Consider the following 25,260-nt stretch of genomic DNA (forward strand, 5'->3'; position numbering starts at 1 on the left):
TCTGGCAAATGGATTTTGCTGCCAGACGTGCCGAAAATCAGTACGTCAGACCGCTATTCATCATCATCTGTCCCGCTGTCTGGCTATTTCAAATTTCGTCGTGAATAGCTTGCGCGGATTGCCGCTTCGGGCAGTAGCCTGCGCTGTGGGGGAGGACGGGACTGATTCGACTCGGCGCCGCCCACCCGTTCAGACCGCGTGCGGACCCCTCTCTGTTCTCGAGATGCATAGGCGGTACCAGCTAGTGACGAGCACGATCAACAAGGAACACACCCGCAGCACGACCGGCAAAATGGGCTTGGCCGAAATATTGCTGGCTCTCGCCGGCGGCGGCGAGCCCCCGATCAGGATCACCGCTTACGACGGCAGCAGCGTCGGGCCCGAGGACGCCCCGCTCGGGGTGGAGTTGCTCACGCCGCGGGCTACCACCTACTTGGCCACCTCGCTCGGTCAACTCGGGATAGCCCGGTCCTACATCACCGGTGACCTGGAACTGCGCGGTGTGCATCCGGGCAATCCCTACGAGGTGCTGAACGCCCTGGCGGATCTCGAGTTCACCCAGCCGTCGCCGCAGACGCTGCTCAACATCCTCCGCTCGATCGGTCTCAAGCATCTCCGGCCGATCGCGGCGCCTGCGGAGGAAGCGCCCGCCAAGTGGCGCCGTCGCGCGGCGGCCGGCCTGCGCCATTCCAAAGCGCGTGACGCCGACGCGATCCATCACCACTACGACGTGTCGAACACCTTTTACGAGTGGGTGCTGGGTCCGTCGATGACCTACACCTGCGCGATCTACCCGAGCGCCGACGCGACCCTGGAGGAAGCGCAGGAGAACAAGTACCGGCTGATCTTCGACAAGCTGCGGCTCAAGCCTGGTGACCGACTGCTCGACGTCGGCTGCGGGTGGGGCGGCATGGTGCGTTACGCGGCTCGCCGCGGCGTGCGCGCGATCGGCGCCACGCTGTCAGCCGAACAGGTCGCGTGGGCCCAGCAGGCGATCGCCGACGAGGGGCTCTCCGATCTCGCCGAGGTCCGGCACTGCGACTACCGCGACGTGCGGGAGGCCGGTTTCGACGCCATCTCGTCCATCGGGCTGACCGAACACATCGGGGTGAAGAATTACCCGTCGTACTTCCGGTCGCTCAAAGACAAGCTCCGGCCCGGCGGTCTGCTGCTCAACCACTGCATCACGTTGCCGGACAACTCCACCTACAAGGGTGACGCCTTCACCGACCGCTATGTCTTCCCGGACGGGGAGATCACCGGCGCGGGCCGCATCATCACCCAGGTCCAGCAGACCGGTTTCGAGGTGGTGCACGAAGAGGACTTCCGGCACCACTACGCCAAGACGCTGCGCGCCTGGAGTCAGAACCTGGTCGACCACTGGGACGAGGCCGTCGCCGAGGTCGGCTTGGGACGGGCCAAGGTGTGGGGCCTGTACATGGCCGCATCAGTGCTGGGCTTCGAGCGCAACCTTTTTCAGCTGCACCACGTGCTGGCCGTCAAGGTCGACGAGCGGGGCGACGACGGCGGCCTGCCACTGCGGCCCTGGTGGCAGCCGTAGCAGCCGATGGCTGAGTGCGGTGTCGGCGCCGGATGGGCGTCGACACCGCACCCATCGCTCACTTGCCGAACAGTCCCCCGCCACCGCCGAAGAGGCCACCTCCGCCGCCGCCGAACAGGCCGCCGCCAGGTTTGCCGCCGCCGAAGATACCGCCACCTGGGTTGCCGCCGAAGATGCCGCCACCCGGTTTGCCGCCGCCGAAGATACCGCCGCCGGGGTTGCCGCCGAAGATGCCGCCACCCGGTTTGCCGCCGCCGAAGATGCCGCCCCCGGGATTGCCACCGAGTTTGGGCAGCGAAGGCGCGCTGGGTGCGGGCAGTGTGGGCAGCGATGGTGCCTGCGGTGCTGGAAACGCCGGTAGTGCCGGGGCTTTGGGTGCCGGCAGCCAGGGCATCGCGGGTGCCTTAGGAGCGGGAAGGCCGGCCGGTGGGCCTGAACTTGGCAGCTGCGCCGGGAGATTCGGCAGCTGGAATCCCGGGTTGGGGTTGGCCGCCGGTGCGTCGGGCAGCTTGACCGGCAGCTCTGGCAGCTGCATGCCGGGGCCGGGGTTGACGGCCGGTGGGTCCGGCAGCTTGATCGGTGCATCGGGCAGCTTGACCGGCGGGTCAGGCAGTTGAACCGGTGGGTTGGGCTTGATCACCGGCGGGTCGGGCAGTTGAACCGGTGGGTTGGGCTTGATTACCGGCGGGATCGGCTTGATCACCGGCGGTTGCGGTTTGACCACCGGCGGGTTGGGTTTGACCACGGGCGGAGTCGGAATCTCCACCGGCGGGTTGGGTTTGATCACCGGCGGGATCGGCTTGATCACCGGCGGTTGCGGTTTGACCACGGGGGGAGTCGGAATCTCTACCGGCGGCAGCGGTTTGACCACCGGCGGGTCGGGCTTGACCACCGGTGGGGTCGGAATCTCCAGCGGCGGTGCGGGCAGCGCGCTGGGCGGTGTGGGAGCGGCCGGCAGCTTCGCGGGCAGCCCGAGCAGGAAGGACAGATCAGGCAGAGCCGCCGCGACCGGTCTGATCGCGGGAGTCGAGTGCGGCACCGGCAGCGGAGCCGGGGTGAAAATGAAGGGGTTCGCGACGGGCACAGCCGGGGACGGCGTATGCAACGGGGGGCCGAACATCGGGGGTGCCGACGCGTCCGGCGGCGGCGGAATCGGAACCGACACCGGCGCCACGGGCGGCATGTCCAGCGGCGGCAGTGGCAGTGCGTCCGGCTGGTTTCTCGCCACCGGCGGCTCGACGTACGGCTGCAAGGCGGGCTCCTGCAGCTTCGGCGGTTCGAGCGGGAAACTCAGTACCCGGCCGATCTCCGGTCGCAACGCGACCAGGTTGGGAGTGATGTCCAGCGCCATCGCCACCATCAGCGCCGAGGCCGCAGCGAACGTGGCCGAGGCCAGCACCGAACCGGCGACCAGCAGCGGCCGCCTGGCCGGCGCAGCCACCGGTTCGATGAGTTCGGTTGCGGCGTCGGCATCTTCGTCGGGCACCGCACTGTAGGCCAGATCGTCGGCCCCGAAACCGGGGATGTCGTAGTACCCGGCAGCGATCGCACCAGAGTCAGCTTCCTGCGTGTAGGCCAGCGCCGCGGTCGACGCCTGAACAGCGCCGGTCACTCGGGTGGAGGCCAGCGCAGCACCGCGGGCCAGCGCCGCGTGTGGCTCCGCGGGCTCACACACCTCATAGCCGCACGTCGCCTCCAGCCGAGGCCGGATCGCGCTCGAGTCGGCCTCGGGGCAGACCAGAAGCAGGCCGTCCGGGCAGGTCTCCGGAGCGTTCAGCCGGCCGGCGACCGTGTCGACCGCGGCGGTGGGATCGCCCGCGTTCAGGGGCTGGCGGAACAGGCGGGTGATGGCGCCGTCGGCGCAATCGATCACGGCGAGGGTCGCCTCCGTCAACTCGATCGACAACAGGCCCATCCGATCGCAGCCGACCGTCTGACCCAGGTTCTGCGCCAGGCTCGCGGCCGCCAGAGCGGGGGAGATCACGGCGACGTCGTCGAGGCCGTTGGCGGCCAACCGGGAACTCACCGCGGCGGCATCCAGCGGGTCGGTCACCGTCAACCCGGTCGAAACCAAGTGGTACCCGGCGTAGCCGGCGGCTTCGCGCGCCTGCAGAATCGCGGCGATCGCCGCGTCCACCGCGGCGAAATCGGTGACGGTCTCGGTCGGCACCTCGAAGTTGTGCGTCTCGAGGATGACGCCGTCCCCATTCTCACCGCCCACCAGCACGGTGTGGATGGTGGCCGGCGGGGTTGATGCAAGTGCCACACCGAGAACGACGTCCATTGCTTCTCCGATTGATCGAGCTCCACGTGCCCGGGCCAGGCGACGAGGGTTTACCAACGGCTTCGCCCACTCGATCGACACCGTTTGTTCACCACTACGACATCTACCGGTGACACATGGAAATATGCGATCGCACGAATAAATACTGTCTGATGGCTTCGTGAAGACTGTCTAATTTTGTGGGCGGCCGTCGTTCACGAGCCGTCCCCGCGCCCGCGTAGCGCCGCCCGATCCCGGCGGGTTTGCGCCATGATGGACGCTGAAGCGACCGGCAGGGCGCGTACGGGGACAGGAGTCAGACTTGGGCGATTTCGTCGCGTCGATCGACCAGGGCACCACCAGCACCCGCTGCATCATCTTCGATCATGACGGCGCTGCGGTGGGCCGTCATCAACTTGAACACGAACAGATTCTGCCGCGCGCCGGGTGGGTCGAACACGACCCGTTCGAACTGTGGAACCACACCGCGGCGGTGCTGGTGTCGGCGCTGAACACCACCAAGCTCGAAGCCGCCGACCTGGCCGCGATGGGCATCGCCAACCAGCGCGAGACGACGGTGGTGTGGAACAAGAAGACCGGCCAGCCGTATTACAACGCGATCGTTTGGCAGGACACCCGGACCGACTACATCGCCGCGGCCCTAGAGCGCGACGGGCACGGCGAGGTGATCCGGCGCAAGGCGGGGCTGCCGCCGGCCACCTACTTCTCCGGCGGCAAACTGCAGTGGATTCTGGACAACGTCGACGGCGTGCGCGCCGATGCCGAACGCGGCGACGCCCTGTTCGGCACCTGCGACTCCTGGGTGCTGTGGAACCTGACCGGTGGCCCGCGTGGCGGGGTGCATCTGACCGACGTCACCAACGCCAGTCGCACCATGCTGATGAACCTGGAGACGCTGGACTGGGACGACGAACTGCTGGCACTGTTCTCCATCCCGCGGGCGATGCTGCCGCGCATCACCTCGTCGTCGTCGCGACGGCGCCACGCGATCACCGTGAGCACCGGGCCGGTGCGCGGCGAAGTGCCGATCGCCGGCATCCTGGGCGATCAGCAGAGCGCCATGGTCGGCCAGGTGTGCCTGTCGGCGGGGGAGGCCAAGAACACCTACGGCACCGGAAACTTCCTGCTGCTCAACACCGGTGAGCAGATCGTGCGCTCCGACAACGGGCTGCTCACCACGGTCTGCTATCAGTTCGGCGACGCCAAGCCGGTCTATGCCCTGGAGGGGTCGATCGCGGTCACCGGCTCGGCGGTGCAGTGGTTGCGTGACCAGCTGGGCATCATCAGCGGCGCCACCCAGGTGGAAACGCTGGCCCGTCAGGTCGCCGACAACGGCGGGATGTACTTCGTGCCGGCGTTCTCCGGGCTGTTCGCGCCGTACTGGCGTTCGGATGCGCGCGGCGCGATCGTCGGCTTGTCCCGATTCAACACCAATGCGCACCTGGCTCGGGCGACGCTGGAGGCGATCTGCTACCAGAGCCGTGACGTGGCCGAGGCGATGGAAGCCGATTCCGGTGTGCACCTTGGGGTTTTGAAAGTCGACGGCGGTATCACCGCCAACGATCTGTGTATGCAAATCCAGGCCGATGTGCTCGGCGTCGACGTGGTCAAGCCGGTGGTCGCCGAAACCACCGCGCTGGGGGCGGCGTACGCCGCTGGGCTGGGCGTCGGGTTCTGGAGGAGCCCCGAGGACCTGCGGGCCAACTGGCAGGAGCACAAACGCTGGACCCCGAACTGGTCCGACGACCAGCGTGCCGAAGGCTACGCCGGATGGCGAAAGGCGGTGCAGCGCACCCTGGACTGGGTTGAGCTGCCCTGAGAATGACCGCACGCAGGCGGGTGGTGCCCGGTGCGTTGGTCGTGCTGGTCGCGGCGGCAGCCGTCGGCTGGGCGTGGTGGCAGCACAGCGGCGCGTCCCGGTCCTCGAGTCCTTCGCCGACGTGGACTCCGCCGGTGCCCAGCGCCGCACCGCTGGACCCGGGTTTCGACGCCGCCCGCCGAATGCTCGACGCCCTGCCGGTCAAGGGGTGGGACCGGGCCCAGGACTTCAAGCGCTACCGGTTCGGTGAACGCTGGAGCGACGACGTCGACGTCGAGTTCGGCCACAACGGCTGCAATACCCGCGACGACATCTTGCGCCGCGACCTGACCCGAATCGAACTGCGCCGCGGCACCTGCCTGGTGCAGCGCGGGGTGCTGCACGACCCGTATTCCGGGGACACCATCGAATTCGTCCGGGGTCCACAAACATCCGAGGCCGTGCAGGTCGATCACCTGGTGTCGCTGGCCGACGCCTGGTACAAGGGGGCGCGTGTCTGGGACGACGCCCATCGCCGTGACTTCGCCAACGACCCGCGCAATCTGCTGGCGGTCAGTGCACAAGCCAACTTCGACAAAGCATTCCGCGACGCCGCCGGCTGGCTGCCGGCGAACGCCGCGTTCGAATGCGAATTCGTGGCCCGTCAGGTCACGGTGAAAACCGTGTACGGGCTGTGGGTTTCATCCCACGAGAAGACCGCGATGCATCGCGTGCTTCGGCACTGCTGAGCGGCCTAGTCCGTTTCGCCGAGGATGCCGTAGATCTCCTTGCGCGCGCCGTTGACGATGTCGACGATGCGCTGCTGCTGTTCGGGCGTGGCGGCCTGACCGGCCTGTGCGACCGCGCCGAACAACTGGCCGATCGCGGCGCGCAGATTGATCTGGCCCGGGTCGGCGCCGTCGGCGATCTCTTCCCACGGCGGGGTCTCGATCTCCGCGGCGACCGTGCGCCCGTCCTCGGTCAGCTCGAAAAGGCGCTTCTTGCCGTCGGTTTCGCTGCCGGCGATCAAGCCCTCGTCGACCAGCATCTGCAAGGTCGGGTAGACCGATCCGGGGCTGGGGCGCCAGAGTTGCTGGCTGCGTTCGGCGATCTGCTGAATGATCTCGTAGCCGTGCATCGGACGCTCGGCCAGCAGGGCCAGGATGGCGATTCGCACGTCACCGCGCCGGCCGCGGTTGCCGCGCCGGTGCCCACGGTGCCCACCCGGACCGAAACCGAAGCCGAACCCGGGACCGCCGGGGCCAAAACCCGGGCCGAAACCCGGGCCGAAGCCGTGCCGGAAATCAGGGCCGAATCCGGGGCCACCGGGCTCGTGACCGGGACTGAAGCCGAAGGGCCCGCAGTGGTCGACGGCATGGTCGCGCAGTTGCCTGCGGAACTCCCGCCGAGCCTGCCGGCGCGCGGCGTGCGCGGCCCGGCGCAGGTGCGGTGTCGCGGGTCCGAACCCGAAACCACCGGGTGGCTCAGCGTTTTCCGTGAAGGGCCCGTCGGGCGGACCGAAGGGGATATTCATTCGTCACCTCATTGCTCTCGAACAGGAGCGCTCCTCGCTCCCGATACGTTGACGATATATCGAGAACTATCGGAGCGCAACGCAGGCTTAGATGGGACTCAGCGCGTTGTGGCGTCGGCGATCACCCCGGCGGAGCGAACCCGCCCGTGCCCGGCGGCTGCCACGAGCCGGGGCCCGGCGAGAAATAGGGCACCGGCGGGCCGGCCTGCAATCGCGCCAGCTCGCGTTGGTGGCGCTCGGCGAGCACCGCTGCCAGCACCAGTTCCGGCGGGGCGTCCGGGGGCGGCGGCGGTGAGATGTGCGCGAGCACTTCACCGGAGATCCGGTAGGCCATCATCTGTCGGGTGTGCGGGTCGAGCTGAGCCGCGCGGCCGAGGAATTGCCTTGCCAGTTCGGCGGATTCGGGTCGCAGCCCGGACAGCTGCAGGGTGGACGCCCACCAGGCCAGCCCGGGCGGCATCAGCGGCGGCGGTGCCGAGGCCGGACCGCGTTCGCTGATCACCACCGTGCCGGCGAAGATGTCGCCCAGGCGTTTTCCGCGAGCCGACAGCAGGCTGCAGATCACCGCCGGGCTGCCGGTCAGCGCCCAGATTTCCACCACGCCGGCCAGCGCCCGAAACAGCGCCTGGCGGAAGCGTTCCGGGCCGCCGTCATCGGAGACCACCCGCAGTCCCATCGCCATCTTGCCCAGCGACCGGCCGCGGGTGACGGTCTCGAAGGTGACCGGATAGCCGACCAGGAGCAGCACCCCGAAGATGATCATGATCGCGGCGGTCAGGGCGTCGTCGAACTGGCCCAGCGTCATCGCCCAGAGCACGATCGAACACAGGTAGGCCACCATGACGACGGTGATGTCGATCAGCGCGCTGACCGCTCGCACCGGCAGTTGGGCGATCGCGATGTCGAGAACGACGGCGTCACCGGTCACCAGCTCGGGGCTGCGGTACGGCATAGAGCAGACGCTACGCGGTTAGGCTCGACGCCGTGGATGTCGACGCCTTCGTGCTGACCCATCGCCCCAGCTGGGATCGGCTGGAGTCGCTGGTCAAGAACCGTCGCCGGCTCAGCGGCGCCGAAGTCGACGAACTCGTCGAGCTTTATCAGCGGGTGTCCACCCACCTGTCGGTGGCGCGCTCGTCGTCGACGGATTCCGCGCTCATCGGGCGGCTCTCGGGTCTGGTGGCCCGCTCACGTGCCGCCGTCACCGGCGCGCATGCCCCGCTGGCTTCGGAGTTCGTGCGGTTCTGGACGGTGTCGTTTCCGGTGGTGGCCTATCGGGCCTGGCGGTGGTGGCTGGGCACCGCCGCCGCCTTCCTGGCCGTCGCGGTGGTCATCGCCTGCTGGGTGGCCGGCAGTCCCGACGTGCAGGCGGTGATCGGCACTCCCGAGGAGCTCGACCGGCTGGTCAACCACGAGTTCGCCGCGTACTACAGCGATCACCCGGCCGGATCCTTCGCCCTGCAGGTCTGGGTGAACAACGCCTGGGTGGCCGCGCGCGCCATCGCATTCGCGGTGCTGCTGGGCCTACCGATCCCGGCACTGCTGGTCGCCAACGCCGCCAACCTCGGGGTGGGACTCGGGCTGATGTTTCACGCCGGCCGGGGCGGGTTCATGCTCGGCCTGCTCGCCCCGCACGGGTTGCTGGAGCTGACGGCGGTGTTTCTGGCCGGCGCGGTCGGTATGCGGCTGGGCTGGATGGTGATCGCCCCGGGGGACCGGCCGCGCGGACAGGTGCTCGCCGAGCAGGGCCGCGCCGTCGTCGCGGTCGCCGTCGGCCTGGTGGTGGTGCTGGCCGTCGCCGGACTGCTGGAGGCGATGGTGACGCCGTCGGGATTGCCGACGTGGCTGCGGATCGGCATCGGGGTGGTCGCCGAGGCGGCGTTTCTGGCCTACGTGGTGTATTTCGGCCGCAAGGCGGTTGCCGCCGATGAGACCGGCGACATCGCCGACGCGCCCGACGTGGTGCCCACGGGCTGATTCCCTCCGCCGAGCAGTCGTGAAAGCCCCCTTTACGAACGCAATTTGGGGGCTTTCACGTCTGCTCGTCGAGAAAGGGTCACAGCCGTCCGGCGGCTTTCATTGCCAGATAGGCATCGGCCAGCGCCGGCGCCAGTTCGTCGGGCGGGGCATCGATGACCTGCACACCGCTGCGGCGCAACTTCGCCGCCACTGCCTGCCGCTGGTTGCGCGAGCGTTCCGCGGCGCCGGCGTCGTAGACCGCGGCGGCGTCGGTGCGCCCGCGCGCCAAACGTTCCACCCGGGGATCGGCGACCGCGGCAAGGATCACCAGGTGTTCCGCGGTCAGTTTCGGCAGCACCGGCAGCAGCCCTTCCTCCAGCGCGGAGGCGTTCAGATCGGTCAGCAGCACCACCAGGTTGCCCCGGCGCGCCCGCCGGGACAAGGTGGCCAGCATTGCGGCAGCGTCGGATTCGACCAACGCCGGTTGCAGCGGTGCCATCGCGCTGACCAGCTGGGCGAACAGCCGGGTGCGTGACGCGCCGAACACCCCGGCCCGGCTCACCGAGTCGTGGGCGAGCAGATCGACGTGGTCACCGGCACGTAAGGCCAACGCCGCCAACAACAATGCGGCATCCATCGACCAATCCAGCCGGGGCCAGCCGGCCGGGTCGCGCGCGGTCGGGTCGACCCCGATCCGGCCCGCCGCGGTCCGCCCGGTGTCCAGCACGATGACGACGCGCCGGTCCCGCTCGGGCCGCCAGGTTCGCACCACCACATCGGAACGCCGGGCGGTGGCCCGCCAGTCGATCGAGCGCACATCGTCGCCGGCGACGTACTCGCGCAGTGAGTCGAACTCGCTGCCCTGGCCTCGCACCAGTGCCGGCAGGTTCCCGTCGATCTCGCGCAGCCGGGCCAGCCGCGCCGGCAGATGCCGGCGAGACAAAAACGGCGGCAGCACCCGCACCTGGCCGGGCACCACCCGCGAGCGTTGTCGCCCCGCCAACCCCAGCGGCCCGACCGAACGCACCGTGACCCGGTCGGCGTGCTGGTCGCCGCGACGAATCGGCCGCAGCTCGGTGCGCACCCGACGCTCCTGGCCGGCGGGCAGGTCGAGCGGGTGGGCGCGGGGCGAGGCGCAGGCACTGGGCGGCCAGGCGTCGCGCAACTGCCCGCGCAACCGGCGGTCGCCGCGCAGGATCAGGGTGGTCGGCACCGACTGGCCGAGTCGCACCGTGTGGTCCATAGACCGGGTGATGCGCAACGCGGCCGGATCGGCGGCCACGGCGATGTCGAACACCACCGCCACGGCGAGCGCTGCCAGCAGCACGCCGAACGCCGTCGCCGGCCAGGGAGCCAGCGCGACGGGCAGGGCGCACACCAGTGCGACCAACGCGGTGCGACCGGTCAGGATCACCAGCGCGGCACCGGAACCGAGGCCAGGATGCCGTCGAGTACGCCGTCGGCGCTGGCGCCTTCGAGTTCGGCCTCCGGGCGCAACATCACCCGGTGCCGCAGCGTGGCGCGGGCCATCGCCTTGACATCGTCGGGCGTGACGTAGTTGCGCCCGGACAGCCATGCCCAGGAGCGCGAGGTGGCCAGCAGTGCGGTCGCGCCGCGCGGCGAGACGCCCAGCTGCAACGCCGGCGAGTGCCGGGTCGCGGTGACCACGTCGACGATGTAGCCCAGCACCTGGTCGGCGACCAGCACCTGGCGCACCGCGGCGCGGCCGGCCGCCAGATCCGCGGCGCCGGCCACCGGAGCGACCGCGGACAGGTCGTGCGGGTCGAAACCCCGAGCGTGCCGGGACAAGATGTCGATCTCGGCCTCCCGCCCGGGCAGCGGGACGGTCAACTTGAGCAGGAAACGGTCGAGTTGCGCCTCGGGCAACCGATAGGTGCCCTCGTACTCGATCGGGTTGGCGGTGGCCGCCACGATGAACATTTCCGGCAGCGGTTTGGCTGCGCCGTCCACGCTGACCTGCCCCTCCTCCATCGCCTCCAGCAGTGCCGCTTGGGTTTTCGGCGGGGTCCGGTTGATCTCGTCGGCCAGCAGCAGGTTGGTGAAGATGGGGCCAGGGCGAAAGGCGAACTGAGCGGTGTGAGTGTCATAGACCAGCGAGCCGGTGATATCGCCGGGCATCAGGTCCGGGGTGAATTGGACGCGTTTGAAGTCCAGTCGCAGCGCTGCGCTCAGCGTGCGCACCAGCAGCGTCTTCGCCACGCCCGGAACGCCTTCGAGCAACACGTGGCCGCGGCACAGCAGCGCGATCACCAGGCCGCTGACCACGGCGTCCTGGCCGACCACCACCTTGGCGACCTCAGTGCGCAACGCCAGCAGTGCCTCGCGTGCCGACGCTGCGGCCGGATTGGGCGGGGAAGTATGTGTCACGATCCGGTGACCTGCCTTTCGATATCGTCGAGTGCCTGAGCAAGACCGACCAGTGCGTCATCTGATTCCGGCGGTGGGCCGAACAGTAAGTGCCCCACCCAGTCCGGATGCGCCCCGATGCGCTGGGCTGCCGCCGCGACCAGGGCCGGTGGAGCCGGGGCAGGCCCCAACCCCAGCCGCGGGGCGAGTCGCCGCACGGTCGCGGTGCGCAGCGCGGCGGCGGCCCGGTCGCGGGCCCGTCGGGACCGGTAGAGCCGGCCAAGGCCCTCCACTGTCTCCGAGGCGCGCACGACGACCGGCATCCGCTCGGCGACCAGCGGGCCCAGCCGGCGTCCCTTCCACAACGCGGCCAGTGCCAACGCCACACAGAGCTGCCAGAACAGCCAGGTCACCTGGTTCGGGATCAGCTCGAGAAGTGTTGCGCTGCCGGAGCGTCCGCCTTCGATGTGCTGGGGTGCATACCAGACCAGCCGGTTCCGGACACCGGCCAGGTTCATCGCCAGGGCGGCGTTCCCTTCGCGGGCCAGATCGGTGTTCGTCATGAATGAGGAGCTGCCGACCACCGTGATGGTCCGGTCGTTGTCGGAAAAGCGCACCAGTGCACCGTCATAGCAGCTGCGCACCGACTTGCCTTGTGCAGCAAGGTAAGTCGCGGTGGCGCCCAGGTCTACCGTCCCGGCTCGTTGGGCCTCGCGCAGGCTGCAGTCGGGCTGGCGTGTGAAGGTACGCGCCGGGCCGGAGCGGATCTCGGGTGCCAGGGCCTTACGTGCCCGCGCGTCGGGTGCCATCAGCAGCCGGTCGCCGGGCAGTTCGGCCAGCCGGCTCAGCAGCTCGTCGCCGACGATGCGCTGGGTTTCGGCCACCAGCACCAGCGCATCCGGTCGCGCCGCGCGGGTGACGTCGTCGACGGTGCCGGCGATCACCACTTCGACGCCGCGGTCACGCAACAGTGCCACCACGGCGTGCGCGCCCTGCGGACCGGTGGCATTCGGATCCATCCGGCCACCCGGGCGCGCACTGGTCAGATAGACGCCCAACGCTGAAACCGCCACGATCACAACCAAAGCCACCGTGCTCCACAGCCACGTCCGCCGGGTGAGCTTCATCGGTGCTGCCGCCGCTGCGTCGTGGATTCCACCCGCTCGTCCAGTTCGGCGACGAGCTGATAGCCCTCCGGGGTGGCCGGCAGCTCGCCGTAGCTGACGTCGTTGAACGTCTCGGCGGCACGCAGCAGCGCCTCCGCCAGCTCCGGCAGCGCCGCACCGGCGTCGCGGGCCAGTTCGGTGGCGGTGCGGCCCTGCGCCGGGTGGATCACCCCGGTTTCCTCGAGTCCGCGGGCCACCGCCCGCAGTCGGTGCCGGATCGCGTCGGCCCATTGGCCGGAAGCGGCGCAGCGCTGCGCGGTCGCGCGGTGTTCGGCGGCGCTGAGCACTGCGGTGCCGAACAACGGCCGGTTGGTGTCGCCGTCGCGCAGCATGCGCCTGCCGACTCCGATGGCGGCCACCACCGCCGCGACCAGCACGATCAACAGCACACTGATGGTGAACCATCCGCCGGGCAGCTCCGCGCCCTTGAGGATCAACCGCCGAATCAGCGTCTCGATGAAGTCGATGAACTGCTGCTTGGGCGACGGCCGCGGGTAGATCGGTTTGCTCAGTTCACGTTCGGCGGCCTCGCGAGCGGCTTCGCGCTCGATGTCGACGGTGGGCACCCGGCAGTCCTCACCCCGGCGGCCGGGTCAGCCACAGCTGATCGGTCGACCCGCCGGCATACGGCCCGCTCGTCACGCCGGTCCGCAGCACCAGGTCGAACGCCTCGGAGCGGATCCGGCGATCGGTGTAGAGCAGCACCGCCACGCCGGCGGTGAATGGCAGCACGATGATCTGGCCGATGATCGAACCGATCCGGGACAACAGGCCCAGCTGCGCCGAGCCGGTCAGCGCGTCGGCGCCGTGGCTGACCGCCATCCCGGCGATGTTGAACGGGAACGCCACCGCGCTGCTGATCAGCGAGGCGATCAGCGCGGTCAGGATCATGATGCCCAACACCCGCCAAAAACTGTTGCGCACCAGGGCGAACGAGCGGCGCATCGCCTCGAACACCGGTTGGCGCTCCAGCACGATCACCGTCGGTGCGAACACCAAGACCGCATAGCCGTAGCCGCACGCCGCGATCAACGCCAGCACCAGCGGCAGGCCGACCAAGACGGCGGCCCCGCTGCCGCCGGCTCCACCGGCGATCGCGACGACGAACGCGACGAAACCGAACAACACCGCCGCCGCCAGCCCGATCAGGGCGGTCAGGCCGATCAATGCCGCAAAACGGGTGCGGACGATCGCCCAGGCTTCCCCGACGGTGATCGGTGAGCCGAACACCGAGCGCCCGACGACGGCGGTCAGCATGCCGGTCAGCACGATGGTGCCCAGGGCGGTCGCGATGCCGGCGCCGGCGAACGCGATCATCCAGGCCGCGACGTCGCCCCCGGAGATCTCGCTGGCCGACGGCCCGGCATGCGCCGGCCCGACCGCCCGCAGCAGACCGACCAGCGCGACTCCGCTGATGATCTGGGTGGCTACCACGACGATCGCGGTCAGCCCGAGCACGACGGCGGGGTTGGCCCGGACGTAGCCGACGGCGCCGTTGTAGATGTCGGTCAGGCTGAGCGGGCGCAGCGGGATCACACCGGGTTTGAGCTCAGGCTGCGGATAACCCGGGCCGTAACCCGGCGGGGGACCGTAGCCCGGCGGCGGGCCGTAGCCCGGTGGCGGCGGCCCATACCCGGGAGGCGGGGGACCGTAACCCGGTGGCGGGCCATAGCCCGGCGGCGGTGGCCCATAACCCGGGGGCGGACCCCAACCCGGTGGCGGCGGCCCGTAACCGGGCGGAGGAAAACCAGGGCCGGGGTAGCCGGGCGGCGGATTCACCATGGGGCTGAGCGTAGCGTTATGCGGCATGGCGGAACTCAAATCGCAGTTGCGGGCGGACCTGACCGAAGCGATGAAGGCGCAGGACAAGCTGCGCACCGCGACCCTACGAATGCTGCTGGCCGCTATCCAGTCCGAAGAGGTCTCGGGCAAGCAGGCCCGTGAGCTGACCGACGACGAGGTGCTCAAGGTGCTGAATCGCGAGGCCCGCAAGCGGGCGGAGTCGGCGGAGATCTACACCCAGAACAGCCGCGGTGAGCTCGCCGCCGAAGAACACGCCGAGGCCCGGATCATCGCCGAGTATCTGCCCGAACCGCTCAGCGAGGCCGAACTGGCCGACGTCGTCGACACCGCGCTGGCGCAGGTGGCCGAGCAGATCGGCGAGCGCCCGCACATGAAGCACATGGGTCTGGTGATGAAGGCCGCCACCGAGATCGCGGCGGGCAAGGCCGACGGTTCCCGTCTGTCGGCAGCGGTCAAGGACCGCCTCTAGTCGCCGATGGGGTCGGCGCCGATCGAGGACTACGCGCTGCTGGGTGACCTGCACACTGCGGCACTGCTGGGCCGTGACGGCAGCATCGACTGGCTGTGCCTGCCGCGGTTCGACTCACCGGCCTGTTTTGCCGCGTTGCTGCACGACGAGTCCGCCGGCTATTGGCGCCTCGCACCGGCGGCCGGCGGCCCGGCCACCCGGCGCGGCTACCGCGGCGACACCTTGATCGTCGACAGTGAATGGGACACCGACGGCGGCACGGTGCGCATCACCGACTTCATGCCGCCGCGGGGCAAGTCCGCCGACGTGGTCCGGATCGTCGAAGGCGTGTCCGGGCGGGTGCCGATGCGGATGGATCTGGCGATCCGTTTCGACTACGGCAATGTGGTGCCCTGGATGCGCCGCAGCGACGACGGGCTGATCGCGGTCGCCGGACCGGACACGGTCTGTCTGACCAGCCCGGTCACCATGCGGGGTGAAAACCTCACGACGGTAGCGGAATTCGAGGTGTCCGCCGGGGAGAAGGTGCCGTTCGTGCTGACCCACGTGGCGTCGCACCTGCTGCCCGACGCTGCGCGTTCGGAGGCCATGCGCGCGCTGGGGAAAACCATCTCGTTCTGGCAGAACTGGATCGACCAGTGCTCGTATCGCGGCCAGTGGTCCGATGCGGTGCGCCGTGCGGTGATCACCCTCAAGGCGCTGACCTACGCCCCCACCGGCGGTATCGTCGCCGCCGCCACCACGTCACTGCCGGAATGCCTTGGCGGGGTGCGGAATTGGGATTACCGCTATTGCTGGTTGCGGGATGCCACCTTCACCCTGCAGGCGCTGCTGGGCACCGGCTACGTCGCCGAGGCCAAGGCCTGGCGGGAATGGCTGGTGCGCGCGGTGGCCGGCGACCCGGCCAAGCTGCAGATCATGTATGGCCTGGACGGCACCCGCCGGCTGCCGGAGCAGACGCTGGATTGGCTGTCGGGCTACGAGGGTTCGGCGCCGGTGCGGGTCGGCAACGGTGCCGCGGGCCAGTTTCAGCTCGATGTGTGGGGCGAGGTGCTCGACGGGCTGAACCTGGCGCTGGATTCCGGTCTGGAATGCGAGGACACCGCCTGGGACATCCAACGCGCGCTGCTGGATTTCCTCGAGGGCAACTGGGACCGGCCCGACGCCAGCCTGTGGGAAGTACGGGGCCCGCAACGGCATTTCGTGCATTCGAAGGTGATGGCCTGGGCGGGCGTGGACCGAGCGGTGCACGCGGTGCAGGCCCACGGCCGAGAAGGCCCAGTCGATGCGTGGCGTGCGCTGGCCGAGACCATCCACGCCGACGTCTGCGAGCACGGCTTCGATACCGAGCGGGGCACGTTCACCCAGTCCTACGGCTCCGCCGGCCTGGATTCGGCGCTGCTGCTGATTCCCCGGGTGGGATTCCTGCCGTGGGACGACCCGCGGGTGGTCGGAACCGTCGACGCGGTGCAGCGCGAGCTGTCCAGCGACGGCTTCTTGCGGCGCTATGACACCGAGGACTCCGATTCCGACGGCGATGTCGACGGGCTGCCCGGCACCGAGGGCGCGTTCTTGGTGTGCACGTTCTGGCTGGCCGATGCGCTGCACGGCATCGGCCGCCGCGACGAGGCCCGGGCGCTGTTCGAGCGACTGCTGGGCCTGCGCAACGATGTCGGGCTGCTCAGCGAGGAGTACGACACCGCCGCGCGCCGGCAGGTCGGCAACACCCCGCAGGCGTTCTCGATGGTGGGGCTGGTCAACACCGCCCGAGGGCTCAGCGGGGAGGCGACGCGGACGCGAAACCTCTAGCGGTCCGGGGGAGTTCCCGCATCGATGTCGCTGGGGCCACGCCTGCTCAGTCGTGGTTGAAATGCGCCGAGAGCGCGATCAGGATCGTCACGATGATCAGGATCGCGACGATCGGAACCGCCCACGGGAGTACATCCATCACAACGCCAGGGTAGGCCTCGTTACGGAAAAAGGCCCCGACCGGATTGACCGGTCAGAGCCGGGCCGGTAACCCAAGGGCGCCCGCTATTCTGCTGGGCGGAAATACGGTTCGACCGTGCCACTGAGCTTGACGACCATCGGATTGCCGCGGCGATCCTTGGCGGTAGGGACTTCCACACGCACCCAACCCTCGGCCACGTTGTATTCGTGCACATTGGTTTTCTCGACGCCGTTGAAGCGAATCCCCACGTCGCGGCGGAGCACCTCTTCGCTATAGAAGGCGCTGCGCGGATCGATGGAGAGGTGATTCGGTGGAACGTCTGTGTTCTGATCCTCGGACATGATGGCTTTCGTTGGGATGCTGCGTTGAGTTCTCGGATTTGATTCTCCAAGAACCTACGCGAGCCTGTAGTAGCGGGTTCCGCGTAGGTCTAGGCAGGCCGCGCCCGACGCCCGGACCACGACGCGAAACGGCCCCGACCGGATCGACCGGTCAGAGCCGTCTAGCTGCAACAAAATGAGTCGGGGTGGCGGGATTCGAACCCACGACCTCTTCGTCCCGAACGAAGCACGCTACCAAGCTGCGCCACACCCCGTGTGAAGCCACGACAGCGTATCGCACCGCCCCCGCAGCTACCCAAACGCGCTGCCCGTCCTGCCCCGGAGCGAGAGATGAGCACGTCACGAGTGTGCGGTTTGGCAGGCAAAATCGCCGTTCTGCTGACTAAAACGCACACTCGACGTGCCGGGGTCCCCAGCGGCGCAGGTCACCCCGCCGCCACCAGCATGAAACGCCCCACAAACCGGCGTGTGGAGCTGCAAACGCGGCCAAAACTAGGCAGACTGGCTAATAACGTCTAGCGAAGGAGCCAGATCATGACGCTGTTGGGCGGAGCGGTGTATGCCGGTTTCTTCGCACTGGCGGCGCTGTGGCTGGTAGCCACCAACCCCGACGCTCAGGCGAACGCGAAGCGGCAGGACCGCTCGAACTCGGCCAGCACCGCAGCAGGACCGGTCGGGTCCAGCCCCTGCTGTGCCACCCAGTCGTCGCAGAAGTAGGTGTCGGCGTAGCGGTCACCGCTGTCGGCCAGCAGCGTCACCACCGACCCGCTGCGCCCGTCGGCGACCATTTCGGCCAGCAACCCGAACGCGCCCCACACATTGGTTCCCGTCGAGGCGCCCACCCGCCGGCCCAGCACCGCGCTGACGTGCCGCGCCGCGGCCACCGACGCCGCATCGGGCACCGCCACCATCCGATCCACCACATCGGGTAGGAACGACGGCTCCACCCGCGGCCGCCCGATGCCCTCGATGCGCGACGACTCCTCGATCACCAGGTCATACCGGCACTGCTCGTAGGCCGGGTAGAACGCCGAATGCTCCGGGTCGACCACGCACAGCCGGGTGGCGTGCCGGCGATACCGGATGTAGCGCCCGATCGTCGCACTGGTGCCGCCGGTGCCCGCCCCGACCACGATCCACTCCGGAATCGGATGGGCTTCCTCGCGCAGCTGGGAGAAGATCGACTCGGCGATGTTGTTGTTGCCGCGCCAGTCGGTGGCCCGCTCGGCGTTGGTGAACTGATCCAGGTAGTGCCCGCCGGTGTCGGCGGCGATCCGCTCGGCTTCGGCGTAGACGTCGGCGGAATGCTCCACAAAATGGCACCGCCCGCCCTGCGCCTCGATCAACGCCACTTTGGACGCGCTGGTCGAACTCGGCATCACCGCGACGAACGGCAGGCCCAGCAGGGCGGCGAAGTAGGCCTCGGACACCGCCGTGGACCCCGACGACGCCTCCACCACCGTGGTGCCCTCGGCGATCCGGCCGTTGCACAGTCCGTAGAGGAACAGCGAACGGGCCAGCCGGTGCTTGAGGCTTCCGGTGATGTGGGTGGTCTCGTCTTTGAGGTACAGCGCGACATCGGCATCGGCGGCCCACGCCGAGGGCAGCGGGTAGCGCAGCAGGTGGGTGTCGGCGCTGCGCCGCGCGTCGGCCTCGATCAGTCGGATCGCGTTGTCGGCCCAGCGGCGGGGATGGCCGCGGTTGGCGATCCGGGTGGTCAACTGGCCGATATGGACGGCTGCGTGGATCCGCGGGTCAGGCGTGCGTCGTCGCCGCCGGTCGGCGCGGGGACCAGAGTCAGCAGGGTGGCCTCCGGACGGCAGGCGAACCGCACCGGCGCGAACGGCGAGGTGCCGATTCCCGCCGAGACGTGCAGCCGCATCTGGGCGCCCCACTGGGAGGGCCCCTTGACCCGCGAGCGGTCCAGGCCGCAGTTGGTCACCAGCGCGCCGTAGAGCGGCACGCACAGCTGCCCGCCGTGGGTGTGGCCGGCCATCACCAGCTGGTAGCCGTCGCCGGCGAACCGGTCCAGCACCCGCGGCTCCGGCGAGTGGGTCAGCCCGAGCCGCAAATTGGCGGTCGGGTCGGCCGGGCCGGCGATGGTGTCGTAGCGGTCGCGTTCGATGTGCGGGTCATCAACCCCGGCCGCGGCGATCCGCTGACCGGCCACGTCGAATTCGCGACGGTTGTGGGTCAGGTCCAGCCAGCCGCGTTCGGTGAACGCCGCCCGCAGGTCCTGCCACGGCAGCGGGGTGCCGTAGATGCGATGCGTCGGCTTGGTCAGGTATTTCGCCGGGTTCTTCGGCCGCGGCCCGAAGTAGTCGTTGCTGCCGAACACGAACACCCCCGGCACCGACAGCAGATCGCCCAGGGCCTGCACCACGGCCGGCACCGCCTTCGGGTGGGCCAGGTTGTCGCCGGTGTTGACCACCAGGTCCGGTTCCAGACGCACCAACTCGCGCAGCCACGCCTGTTTGCGGCGCTGGCCGGGCCGCATGTGGATGTCGCTGATGTGCAGCACCCGCAGCGGCGACGAGCCCGGCGTCAGCACCGGCAGCGTCGCCTCGCGCACCACAAAGGCGTTGCGTTCGATGATCGCGCCGTAGCCGATCGCCAGGGCCGCCGGCCCGAGCGCAGCCGATGCGGCGACCAGTGACCGGGTCAGGGCGGGTGATGCAGCCATGAACGCCAGCCTACTGCGCCGCGGCAGCCCTCCCGCGCCTATGGCGGCGGCGCGGGAGGCGGCAGCAGCGGAATGGTGATCGGCGGCAGCCCCGGAATCTCCACCACCGTCGAGCCCACCGGCGGCGGCATGCCCTCCGGCGGCGGCGGTGGTGGCGGCGGGATGCCGTTGCTCACCTCGATGGTGATGATGGATCCGGGGATGGTCTGGCCGTTCGGCGAGGTGCCGACCACCGCTCCGGAGCGGGCGCTGCTGTTGACCCAGTTCGGCTGGTCGGCGACCTGGAAGCCGACCTCTTTGAGTCGTGCCCGCGCGGCGTCGACCTCCAGGCCGACGACGCTGGGCACCCGGGAGTTGGGTCCGCCATCGACGTAGCGCGGGTCGGTCGGCGGCATCACGACGTCGCCGAAGTCGGTGGCGATCGGCTTCATCGCGGCGAACCAGGTGCGGGCCGGCTCGTTGCCGCCGTACAGATCGCCGTCACCGCAGTGCCGCAGCGGGAACGAACACAGGTCCGACGGCGAGCTGGAGTCGTCGAAGATGTAGTTGGCCGCCGCGTAGCGGTTGGTGAAGCCCAGGAAGCCCGAGGACCGGTGCGCCTCGGTGGTGCCGGTCTTGCCCGACATGGGCAGGTCCCAGCCCACCGAGCCGGCCGCGGGCGACGCCGTGCCGCCGCCGGCGATGTCTTTACTCAACGCGTTGGCCAGGGTGTTCGCCAGCCCCTCGGGAATCACCCGGTCGCAGGTCTCGGTGGCCACGGCCACCTCGTTGCCGTTGCGGTCGAAGACCTTGTCGATCGGATTCGGCGGGCACCACACGCCGCCGGAGGCCAGGGTGGCGGCGACATTGGACAGCTCCAACGCGTTGACCTCGATCGGGCCCAGGGTGAACGACCCCAGGTTCTGTCGTTTGACGAAGTCGGCCAGGCTCTCGTTGCTGTCCGGATCGTAGTCGCGGGCGGTGCCGGGATCGGCGTAGGAACGCAGCCCCAGCTTGATCGCCATGTCGACGGTGCGGCCCACCCCGACCTGGGAGATGAGCTTGGCGAACGCGGTGTTGGGCGAGGTGGCCAGCGCGGTGGTGACGTTCATCGGCGACCGGTAGGGGGCGACGTTGACCACGCACCAGGTCTCCTTCGGGCAGCCCTTGGCGCCGCCGCTGCCCATGCCCTTGGTCTGGAACCGGCCCGGCACCTCCAGGTCGGCGCTGATGCCCATGCCCATCTCCAGCGCGGCGGCCACCGTGAAGGTCTTGAAGATCGACCCGGCACCGTCACCGACCAATGAGAACGGTTGCGGCCGCATGGTTTCGCCGATCTCACCGTTGAGCCCGTAGGTGCGGTTGCTGGCCATCGCCAACACCGGGTGTGCGTCGCTGCCGGGCTTGATCACACTCATCACGCTCGCGACGCCCTGCACGTTCGGGTTGGCGAAATTGTCGATCGCCTGCTTGACCGGGCCCTGCACGTCGGGGTCCAGCGTGGTGCGGATGACGTAGCCGCCGCGGGCCACCTGTTCTTTGCTGATGCCGGCCCGGGTCAGGTACTCCTGCACGTAGTCGCAGAAGAAGGCCCGGTCGCCGGCTGCGATGCAGCCTCGCGGCAACTCGTTGGGTTGCGGCAGGATGCCCAGCGGCTCCTCCTTGGCCGCCCGCAGCGCGTCGGCCTGGTCGGGCAGATTCTCGATCATGGTGTCCAGCACCAGGTTCCGCCGTGCCAGAGCCCCCTCGGGATTGGTGTAGGGGTTCAGCGCGCTGGTCGACTGCACCATCCCGGCGAGCAGCGCCGCCTGCTGCCAGTTCAGATCCGAGGCGTCGACGCCGAAATAGGTCTGGGCCGCATCCTGGATGCCGAACGAGTTGTTGCCGAACGACACCAGGTTCAGGTAGCGGGTCAGGATCTGCGGCTTGCTGAAGGTGCGGTCCAGGGTGAGCGCCATCCGGATCTCGCGCAGCTTGCGCGCCGGGGTGGTCTCGACCGCGGCGCGCTTCTCGGCATCGGTCTGGGCCAGCACCAGCAGCTGGTAGTTCTTGATGTACTGCTGCTCGAGGGTGGACCCGCCGCGGGTGTCGATGTCCCCGGAGGCGTAGCCGGCCAGCCCGGTCAACGTGCCCTTCCAGTCGACGCCGCTGTGCTCGGCGAACCGCTTGTCCTCGATCGAGACGATCGCCAGCTTCATGGTGTCGGCGATCTTGTCGCTGGGAACCTCGAAGCGGCGCTGCGAGTACAACCACGCGATCGTGTTGCCCTTGGCGTCGACCATCGTCGACACCGCCGGCACCTCACCGCTGACCAGTTGGGCCGATCCGTTGGCCACCACGTCGGAGGCCCGGTTGGAGATCAGGCCGATACCGCCCGCGACCGGGAACAGCAAGGCCGCCATCAGCACGGCGGCCAGCAAACAACACCCGGCCAGTTTGAGCACGGTGGGGCCGGTCGGGGGACGCTCCGACATGGCTAACACCCTAACGCCGGTAGCCGGTGGCGCTCACCGAAGTCCCCAGCAGAACCCGAACGGCCGGATCCGCTGAATTGCCGCCGACGTCAGAAAAGGCCGGGTCGACCGCGTCCGCAGCGGCTCGTGGCCGCGTAGATCATGATCGGACGGCACGGTTGTCCCAAAAAAGGGGGCATCTACCAGTTGCGCAGATGCCACCTGACCACCTAACTTGGACATCGAGTGCGATTCAGGTAACACTGATGACACGATGTGGCGTAGATCGCACTAGCGGTCGACGTTGATGTTGAATAGGTGGCTGCCGGGGCGGCCGGGACGGAGGATCGTCAGTGTCTCTTACACGGCCAGCGGTTCAAAAGACCAGCACACCAGTGGCTGCACCTTCCCAGCCTCCCCGAACCGTCCTCCGCGGTGTTCAGGACGAGGGCAGGATCGCCTGGGTCTCCAAGGCGCTCTGCCGGGGCGCTGACCCCGATGAACTCTTCGTACGTGGTGCCGCGCAGCGCAAGGCGGCGGTGATCTGCCGGCACTGCCCGGTGGTACTCGAATGCCTCGCCGACGCCCTGGACAACCGGGTCGAGTTCGGCGTGTGGGGCGGCATGACCGAGCGGCAACGCCGGGCGCTGCTCAAACAGCACCCCGAGGTCACCTCCTGGCGGGAGTACTTCGCCGCCCAGCGCAAACAGCGCGACGCCGGCTGAACCGCCGAACGGCTACTTCGCCGTCAGCTGGTCGGCGATCGCGCTCAGTGCCTCCAGGTCGGAGACATCGAACGGCAGTGACGGAACCCCGACGATGGGCACGCGCGGGTTCGCCCGGGTGAAGCGCGACAGCAGCCGGACCTCACGCTTGGCGGTGGCGCCGCGCTCGGCGTGAATCCGCAGGGCAGCGATGGCGAGCGCATTGGCCCCTTCGTTGGCGTTGGCTTCCTGCAACGTCTCGATGCCGTCGATGGCGCGCTCGATGGGCAGCTCGCACAGCATCGGATGGGTCCGGTTGAGGATCAGCCCGGCCAGCGGCATGTGCTCGCCGGCGAGCCGGTCGACGAAGAACGACGCCTCGCGCAACGCATCGGGCTCCGCGGCCGACACCACCACGAACTGGGTGCCACGGCGCTTGAGCAGTTCGTAGGTGCGATCCGCCTTCTCCCGGAAACCGCCGAACGTGGCGTCCAAGGATTGGACGAAACCGGCCGCGTCGGAAAGCATTTGCGAGCCCAGCACGGTCGACAGCGCCTTCATCGCCAAGCCCAGCGCGCCGGCGACCAACTTGCCGAAGCCGCGTCCGGGACCCAGCAGCAGCTTCCACAACCGGCTGTCCATGAAACTGCCCAGGCGCTTCGGTGCGTCCAGGAAGTCCAGGGCGTTGCGCGACGGCGGGGTGTCGACCACCACCAGATCCCAGCGGTCCTCGGCGAGCAGCTGGCCGAGTTTCTCCATGGCCATGTATTCCTGCGTGCCGGACAGCGAAGTGGCCACCGTTTGATAGAACTGGTTGTTCAAGATGGCCTCCGCCCGCTCCGGGCCGGAGTACTGCGTCACCATCTCGTCGAACGTGCGACGCATGTCGAGCATCATCGCGTGCAGTTCGCCGGACACCTCCGGACCCAGCGGCACCCGTTGCGGGGTGTTGCCCAGGGCGTCGATACCCATGGCCTGCGCCAGCCGCCGGGCCGGGTCGATGGTCAGCACCACCACGCTGCGGCCGTATTCGGCGGCCCGCAGCGCCATCGCGGCGGCGGTGGTCGTCTTGCCGACGCCGCCGGCGCCGCAACACACCACCACGCGGTTGGCGGTGTCGGCCAGGATTGCGGCCATGTCCAGTGCCAGCGGCTTGCCGGCCGGGTCGGGTGTCATCGAACCCCCTGTCGGGCGAGGATCTCGGAGAGCTCATAGAGGCTGCCGAGGTCGACCCCGTCGGTGATCGTCGGCAGATGCAGGCGCGGCACGTCCAGTTGCTTCAACTGCTCGGCTGTTTCGGTGCGGGCAGAAATGCGGGTGGCGTGCTGGATGGTCTCGGTCAGCAGGCCGGCGAAATCGTCGTCGTCCAGGGTGATCCCGGCCGCGGACAGGCCGGCCCGCACGGCGTCGGCGTCGACGACCCCTTCGGCGGCCTTGGTCAGGTCGGCGGGATCCAGGTGGGCGGGGATGTCGCGGTTGACGATCACGCTGCCGATCGGCAGGTCCAGTTCCCGCAGTTCGTCGATGGCCTCGAGGGTCTCCTGCATCGGCAGGGACTCCAGCAGTGTCACCAGGTGGATCGCGGTCTGATCCGAGTGCAGTAGCTTCACCACACCGTCGGCCTGCGAATGCACCGGGCCGCCCTTGGCCAGCTGTGAGACGGCCTTGGTGACGTCGAGGAAGCGGGCGATGCGGCCGGTGGGCGGCGCGTCGACCACGATCGCGTCGTAGACCGGCTTCTTGTTCTTGTCGGTCTGGATCACGTGGTATTTGATCTTGCCGGTGAGGATGACGTCCCGCAGGCCCGGTGCGATGGTGGTGGCGAACTCGACGGCCCCCACGCGGCGCATCGCCCGTCCGGCGATACCCAGGTTGTAGAACAAGTCGAGGTATTCCAGGAACGCGGCTTCGATGTCCATCGCCAGCGCGTCGACCTGTCCGCCGTCCTCGGCGGTCGCGACCTTGAGTGGGGCAATGGGCAGTGGCGGTACGTCGAAAAGCTGCGCAATGCCTTGTCGCTCTTCGACTTCCACCAGCAGCACCCGGCGTCCGCCGGCCGCCAGCGATAGCGCCAGCGCGGCCGCCACCGTCGTTTTGCCGGTGCCGCCTTTGCCGGTCACGAAATGCAGCCGGGCCTTGGATAAACGCGAAGGCCAGCCGATGGCGGTCTCGCCGCTGGGTGTGGCTGTCACCACTGCATGCTAACCA

21 protein-coding genes and 1 tRNA gene are annotated in these 25,260 nt (G+C 68.9%); 7 read left to right on the forward strand and 15 right to left on the reverse strand.

Annotated features, from left to right (window positions below; all coding sequences use genetic code 11):
* Positions 1-292: 292 nt before the first annotated feature.
* Positions 293-1,561, forward strand: a complete 1,269-nt coding sequence (locus A5648_RS10890; RefSeq protein WP_234787395.1) for a class I SAM-dependent methyltransferase — start codon at positions 293-295, stop codon at positions 1,559-1,561.
* A gap of 58 nt (positions 1,562-1,619) precedes the next feature.
* On the opposite strand, the gene A5648_RS24610 is transcribed toward A5648_RS10890, so the two are convergent.
* Complete coding sequence (locus A5648_RS24610; protein WP_065024558.1) at positions 1,620-3,845, reverse strand: hypothetical protein; 2,226 nt, start codon at positions 3,843-3,845, stop codon at positions 1,620-1,622.
* A 301-nt stretch (positions 3,846-4,146) separates the two neighbouring features.
* Between A5648_RS24610 and glpK the strand changes: the two genes are divergently transcribed.
* Together glpK and A5648_RS10905 are read left to right on the forward strand one after the other, a co-directional pair.
* Positions 4,147-5,664, forward strand: a complete 1,518-nt coding sequence (gene glpK, locus A5648_RS10900) for a glycerol kinase GlpK (RefSeq protein WP_065024559.1) — start codon at positions 4,147-4,149, stop codon at positions 5,662-5,664.
* 2 nt (positions 5,665-5,666) lie between these two features.
* Positions 5,667-6,392, forward strand: coding sequence for an HNH endonuclease family protein (locus A5648_RS10905; RefSeq protein ID WP_065024560.1), 726 nt, complete (start codon positions 5,667-5,669; stop codon positions 6,390-6,392).
* A gap of 5 nt (positions 6,393-6,397) precedes the next feature.
* Here the strand turns inward: A5648_RS10905 and A5648_RS10910 are convergent, their stop codons facing one another.
* Both A5648_RS10910 and A5648_RS10915 read right to left on the reverse strand, forming a co-directional pair.
* The gene (locus A5648_RS10910; protein ID WP_065024561.1) at positions 6,398-7,177 is read right to left on the reverse strand and encodes a PadR family transcriptional regulator; all 780 of its coding nucleotides are present in this window, start codon (positions 7,175-7,177) and stop codon (positions 6,398-6,400) included.
* 121 nt (positions 7,178-7,298) lie between these two features.
* Positions 7,299-8,129 carry an RDD family protein gene (locus tag A5648_RS10915; RefSeq protein ID WP_065024562.1) on the reverse strand — a complete coding sequence of 277 codons (831 nt, stop codon included), beginning with the start codon at positions 8,127-8,129 and terminating at the stop codon, positions 7,299-7,301.
* A 32-nt stretch (positions 8,130-8,161) separates the two neighbouring features.
* Here A5648_RS10915 and A5648_RS10920 point away from each other — a divergent pair, with 32 nt between their 5' ends.
* On the forward strand, positions 8,162-9,154 hold the full coding sequence (locus A5648_RS10920) for a stage II sporulation protein M (RefSeq protein ID WP_065024563.1): 993 nt from the start codon (positions 8,162-8,164) through the stop codon (positions 9,152-9,154).
* Positions 9,155-9,233: 79 nt separating this feature from the next.
* Here A5648_RS10920 and A5648_RS10925 read toward each other — a convergent pair whose 3' ends face one another.
* Genes A5648_RS10925 through A5648_RS10945 form a run of 5 tightly spaced genes read right to left on the reverse strand, consistent with a single transcriptional unit; the run spans position 9,234 to position 14,451 of the window.
* The gene (locus A5648_RS10925; RefSeq protein WP_065024564.1) at positions 9,234-10,550 is read right to left on the reverse strand and encodes a DUF58 domain-containing protein; all 1,317 of its coding nucleotides are present in this window, start codon (positions 10,548-10,550) and stop codon (positions 9,234-9,236) included.
* Positions 10,547-11,524, reverse strand: a complete 978-nt coding sequence (locus tag A5648_RS10930) for an AAA family ATPase (RefSeq protein WP_065024565.1) — start codon at positions 11,522-11,524, stop codon at positions 10,547-10,549. The genes A5648_RS10925 and A5648_RS10930 overlap by 4 nt, the downstream gene beginning before the upstream one ends.
* Complete coding sequence (locus A5648_RS10935; protein ID WP_065024566.1) at positions 11,521-12,630, reverse strand: DUF4350 domain-containing protein; 1,110 nt, start codon at positions 12,628-12,630, stop codon at positions 11,521-11,523. The genes A5648_RS10930 and A5648_RS10935 overlap by 4 nt, the downstream gene beginning before the upstream one ends.
* Entirely contained in the window at positions 12,627-13,235 is a 609-nt protein-coding gene (locus A5648_RS10940) for a DUF4129 domain-containing protein (RefSeq protein ID WP_065024567.1), read from the reverse strand. The genes A5648_RS10935 and A5648_RS10940 overlap by 4 nt, the downstream gene beginning before the upstream one ends.
* 10 nt (positions 13,236-13,245) lie before the next feature.
* Positions 13,246-14,451, reverse strand: a complete 1,206-nt coding sequence (locus A5648_RS10945) for a hypothetical protein (protein ID WP_065024568.1) — start codon at positions 14,449-14,451, stop codon at positions 13,246-13,248.
* Between the two features lie 25 nt (positions 14,452-14,476).
* Here A5648_RS10945 and A5648_RS10950 point away from each other — a divergent pair, with 25 nt between their 5' ends.
* Both A5648_RS10950 and A5648_RS10955 read left to right on the forward strand, forming a co-directional pair.
* Positions 14,477-14,941, forward strand: a complete 465-nt coding sequence (locus A5648_RS10950; RefSeq protein ID WP_065024569.1) for a GatB/YqeY domain-containing protein — start codon at positions 14,477-14,479, stop codon at positions 14,939-14,941.
* Positions 14,942-14,947: 6 nt separating this feature from the next.
* Positions 14,948-16,750, forward strand: coding sequence for a glycoside hydrolase family 15 protein (locus A5648_RS10955; RefSeq protein WP_065024570.1), 1,803 nt, complete (start codon positions 14,948-14,950; stop codon positions 16,748-16,750).
* Positions 16,751-16,975: 225 nt separating this feature from the next.
* On the opposite strand, the gene A5648_RS10960 is transcribed toward A5648_RS10955, so the two are convergent.
* From A5648_RS10960 to ponA2, 5 genes are all read right to left on the reverse strand, one after another.
* Complete coding sequence (locus A5648_RS10960) at positions 16,976-17,233, reverse strand: DUF3297 family protein (RefSeq protein WP_065024571.1); 258 nt, start codon at positions 17,231-17,233, stop codon at positions 16,976-16,978.
* Positions 17,234-17,413: 180 nt separating this feature from the next.
* Positions 17,414-17,487 (reverse strand) — tRNA-Pro (locus tag A5648_RS10965).
* A 360-nt stretch (positions 17,488-17,847) separates the two neighbouring features.
* Positions 17,848-18,954 carry a PLP-dependent cysteine synthase family protein gene (locus A5648_RS10970; protein ID WP_065024572.1) on the reverse strand — a complete coding sequence of 369 codons (1,107 nt, stop codon included), beginning with the start codon at positions 18,952-18,954 and terminating at the stop codon, positions 17,848-17,850.
* The gene (locus tag A5648_RS10975) at positions 18,951-19,916 is read right to left on the reverse strand and encodes a metallophosphoesterase (protein ID WP_065024573.1); all 966 of its coding nucleotides are present in this window, start codon (positions 19,914-19,916) and stop codon (positions 18,951-18,953) included. Before A5648_RS10975 ends, A5648_RS10970 begins: the two co-directional genes overlap by 4 nt.
* Positions 19,917-19,954: 38 nt before the next feature.
* Positions 19,955-22,369 (reverse strand): transglycosylase/D,D-transpeptidase PonA2, encoded by a 2,415-nt coding sequence (gene ponA2 / locus A5648_RS10980; protein WP_065024574.1) that lies wholly within the window; start codon positions 22,367-22,369, stop codon positions 19,955-19,957.
* A 332-nt stretch (positions 22,370-22,701) separates the two neighbouring features.
* Between ponA2 and A5648_RS10985 the strand changes: the two genes are divergently transcribed.
* Positions 22,702-23,073: a WhiB family transcriptional regulator gene (locus A5648_RS10985; protein WP_065024575.1), complete on the forward strand. Its 372-nt coding sequence runs from the start codon at positions 22,702-22,704 to the stop codon at positions 23,071-23,073.
* Between the two features lie 12 nt (positions 23,074-23,085).
* Here the strand turns inward: A5648_RS10985 and A5648_RS10990 are convergent, their stop codons facing one another.
* Both A5648_RS10990 and A5648_RS10995 read right to left on the reverse strand, forming a co-directional pair.
* Positions 23,086-24,228: an ArsA family ATPase gene (locus A5648_RS10990; RefSeq protein ID WP_065024576.1), complete on the reverse strand. Its 1,143-nt coding sequence runs from the start codon at positions 24,226-24,228 to the stop codon at positions 23,086-23,088.
* Entirely contained in the window at positions 24,225-25,247 is a 1,023-nt protein-coding gene (locus A5648_RS10995; RefSeq protein WP_065024577.1) for an ArsA-related P-loop ATPase, read from the reverse strand. The genes A5648_RS10990 and A5648_RS10995 overlap by 4 nt, the downstream gene beginning before the upstream one ends.
* Between the last annotated feature and the right edge of the window lie 13 nt (positions 25,248-25,260).

This window comes from Mycolicibacter sinensis (genome assembly GCF_001673565.1).
In the GTDB taxonomy this organism is placed as follows: Bacteria; Actinomycetota; Actinomycetes; order Mycobacteriales; family Mycobacteriaceae; genus Mycobacterium; species Mycobacterium sinense_C.

What these genes read in the sequence shown, in the direction of transcription:
- A5648_RS10890 (WP_234787395.1), top strand. Translation starts at nt 293, where the DNA reads ATGGGCTTGGCCGAAATATTGCTGGCTCTCGCCGGCGGCGGCGAGCCC.
- A5648_RS24610 (WP_065024558.1), bottom strand. Translation starts at nt 3,845, where the DNA reads ATGGACGTCGTTCTCGGTGTGGCACTTGCATCAACCCCGCCGGCCACC.
- A5648_RS10905 (WP_065024560.1), top strand. Translation starts at nt 5,667, where the DNA reads ATGACCGCACGCAGGCGGGTGGTGCCCGGTGCGTTGGTCGTGCTGGTC.
- A5648_RS10910 (WP_065024561.1), bottom strand. Translation starts at nt 7,177, where the DNA reads ATGAATATCCCCTTCGGTCCGCCCGACGGGCCCTTCACGGAAAACGCT.
- A5648_RS10915 (WP_065024562.1), bottom strand. Translation starts at nt 8,129, where the DNA reads ATGCCGTACCGCAGCCCCGAGCTGGTGACCGGTGACGCCGTCGTTCTC.
- A5648_RS10935 (WP_065024566.1), bottom strand. Translation starts at nt 12,630, where the DNA reads ATGAAGCTCACCCGGCGGACGTGGCTGTGGAGCACGGTGGCTTTGGTT.
- A5648_RS10945 (WP_065024568.1), bottom strand. Translation starts at nt 14,451, where the DNA reads ATGGTGAATCCGCCGCCCGGCTACCCCGGCCCTGGTTTTCCTCCGCCC.
- A5648_RS10950 (WP_065024569.1), top strand. Translation starts at nt 14,477, where the DNA reads ATGGCGGAACTCAAATCGCAGTTGCGGGCGGACCTGACCGAAGCGATG.
- A5648_RS10955 (WP_065024570.1), top strand. Translation starts at nt 14,948, where the DNA reads ATGGGGTCGGCGCCGATCGAGGACTACGCGCTGCTGGGTGACCTGCAC.
- A5648_RS10960 (WP_065024571.1), bottom strand. Translation starts at nt 17,233, where the DNA reads ATGTCCGAGGATCAGAACACAGACGTTCCACCGAATCACCTCTCCATC.
- A5648_RS10975 (WP_065024573.1), bottom strand. Translation starts at nt 19,916, where the DNA reads ATGGCTGCATCACCCGCCCTGACCCGGTCACTGGTCGCCGCATCGGCT.
- ponA2 (WP_065024574.1), bottom strand. Translation starts at nt 22,369, where the DNA reads ATGTCGGAGCGTCCCCCGACCGGCCCCACCGTGCTCAAACTGGCCGGG.
- A5648_RS10990 (WP_065024576.1), bottom strand. Translation starts at nt 24,228, where the DNA reads ATGACACCCGACCCGGCCGGCAAGCCGCTGGCACTGGACATGGCCGCA.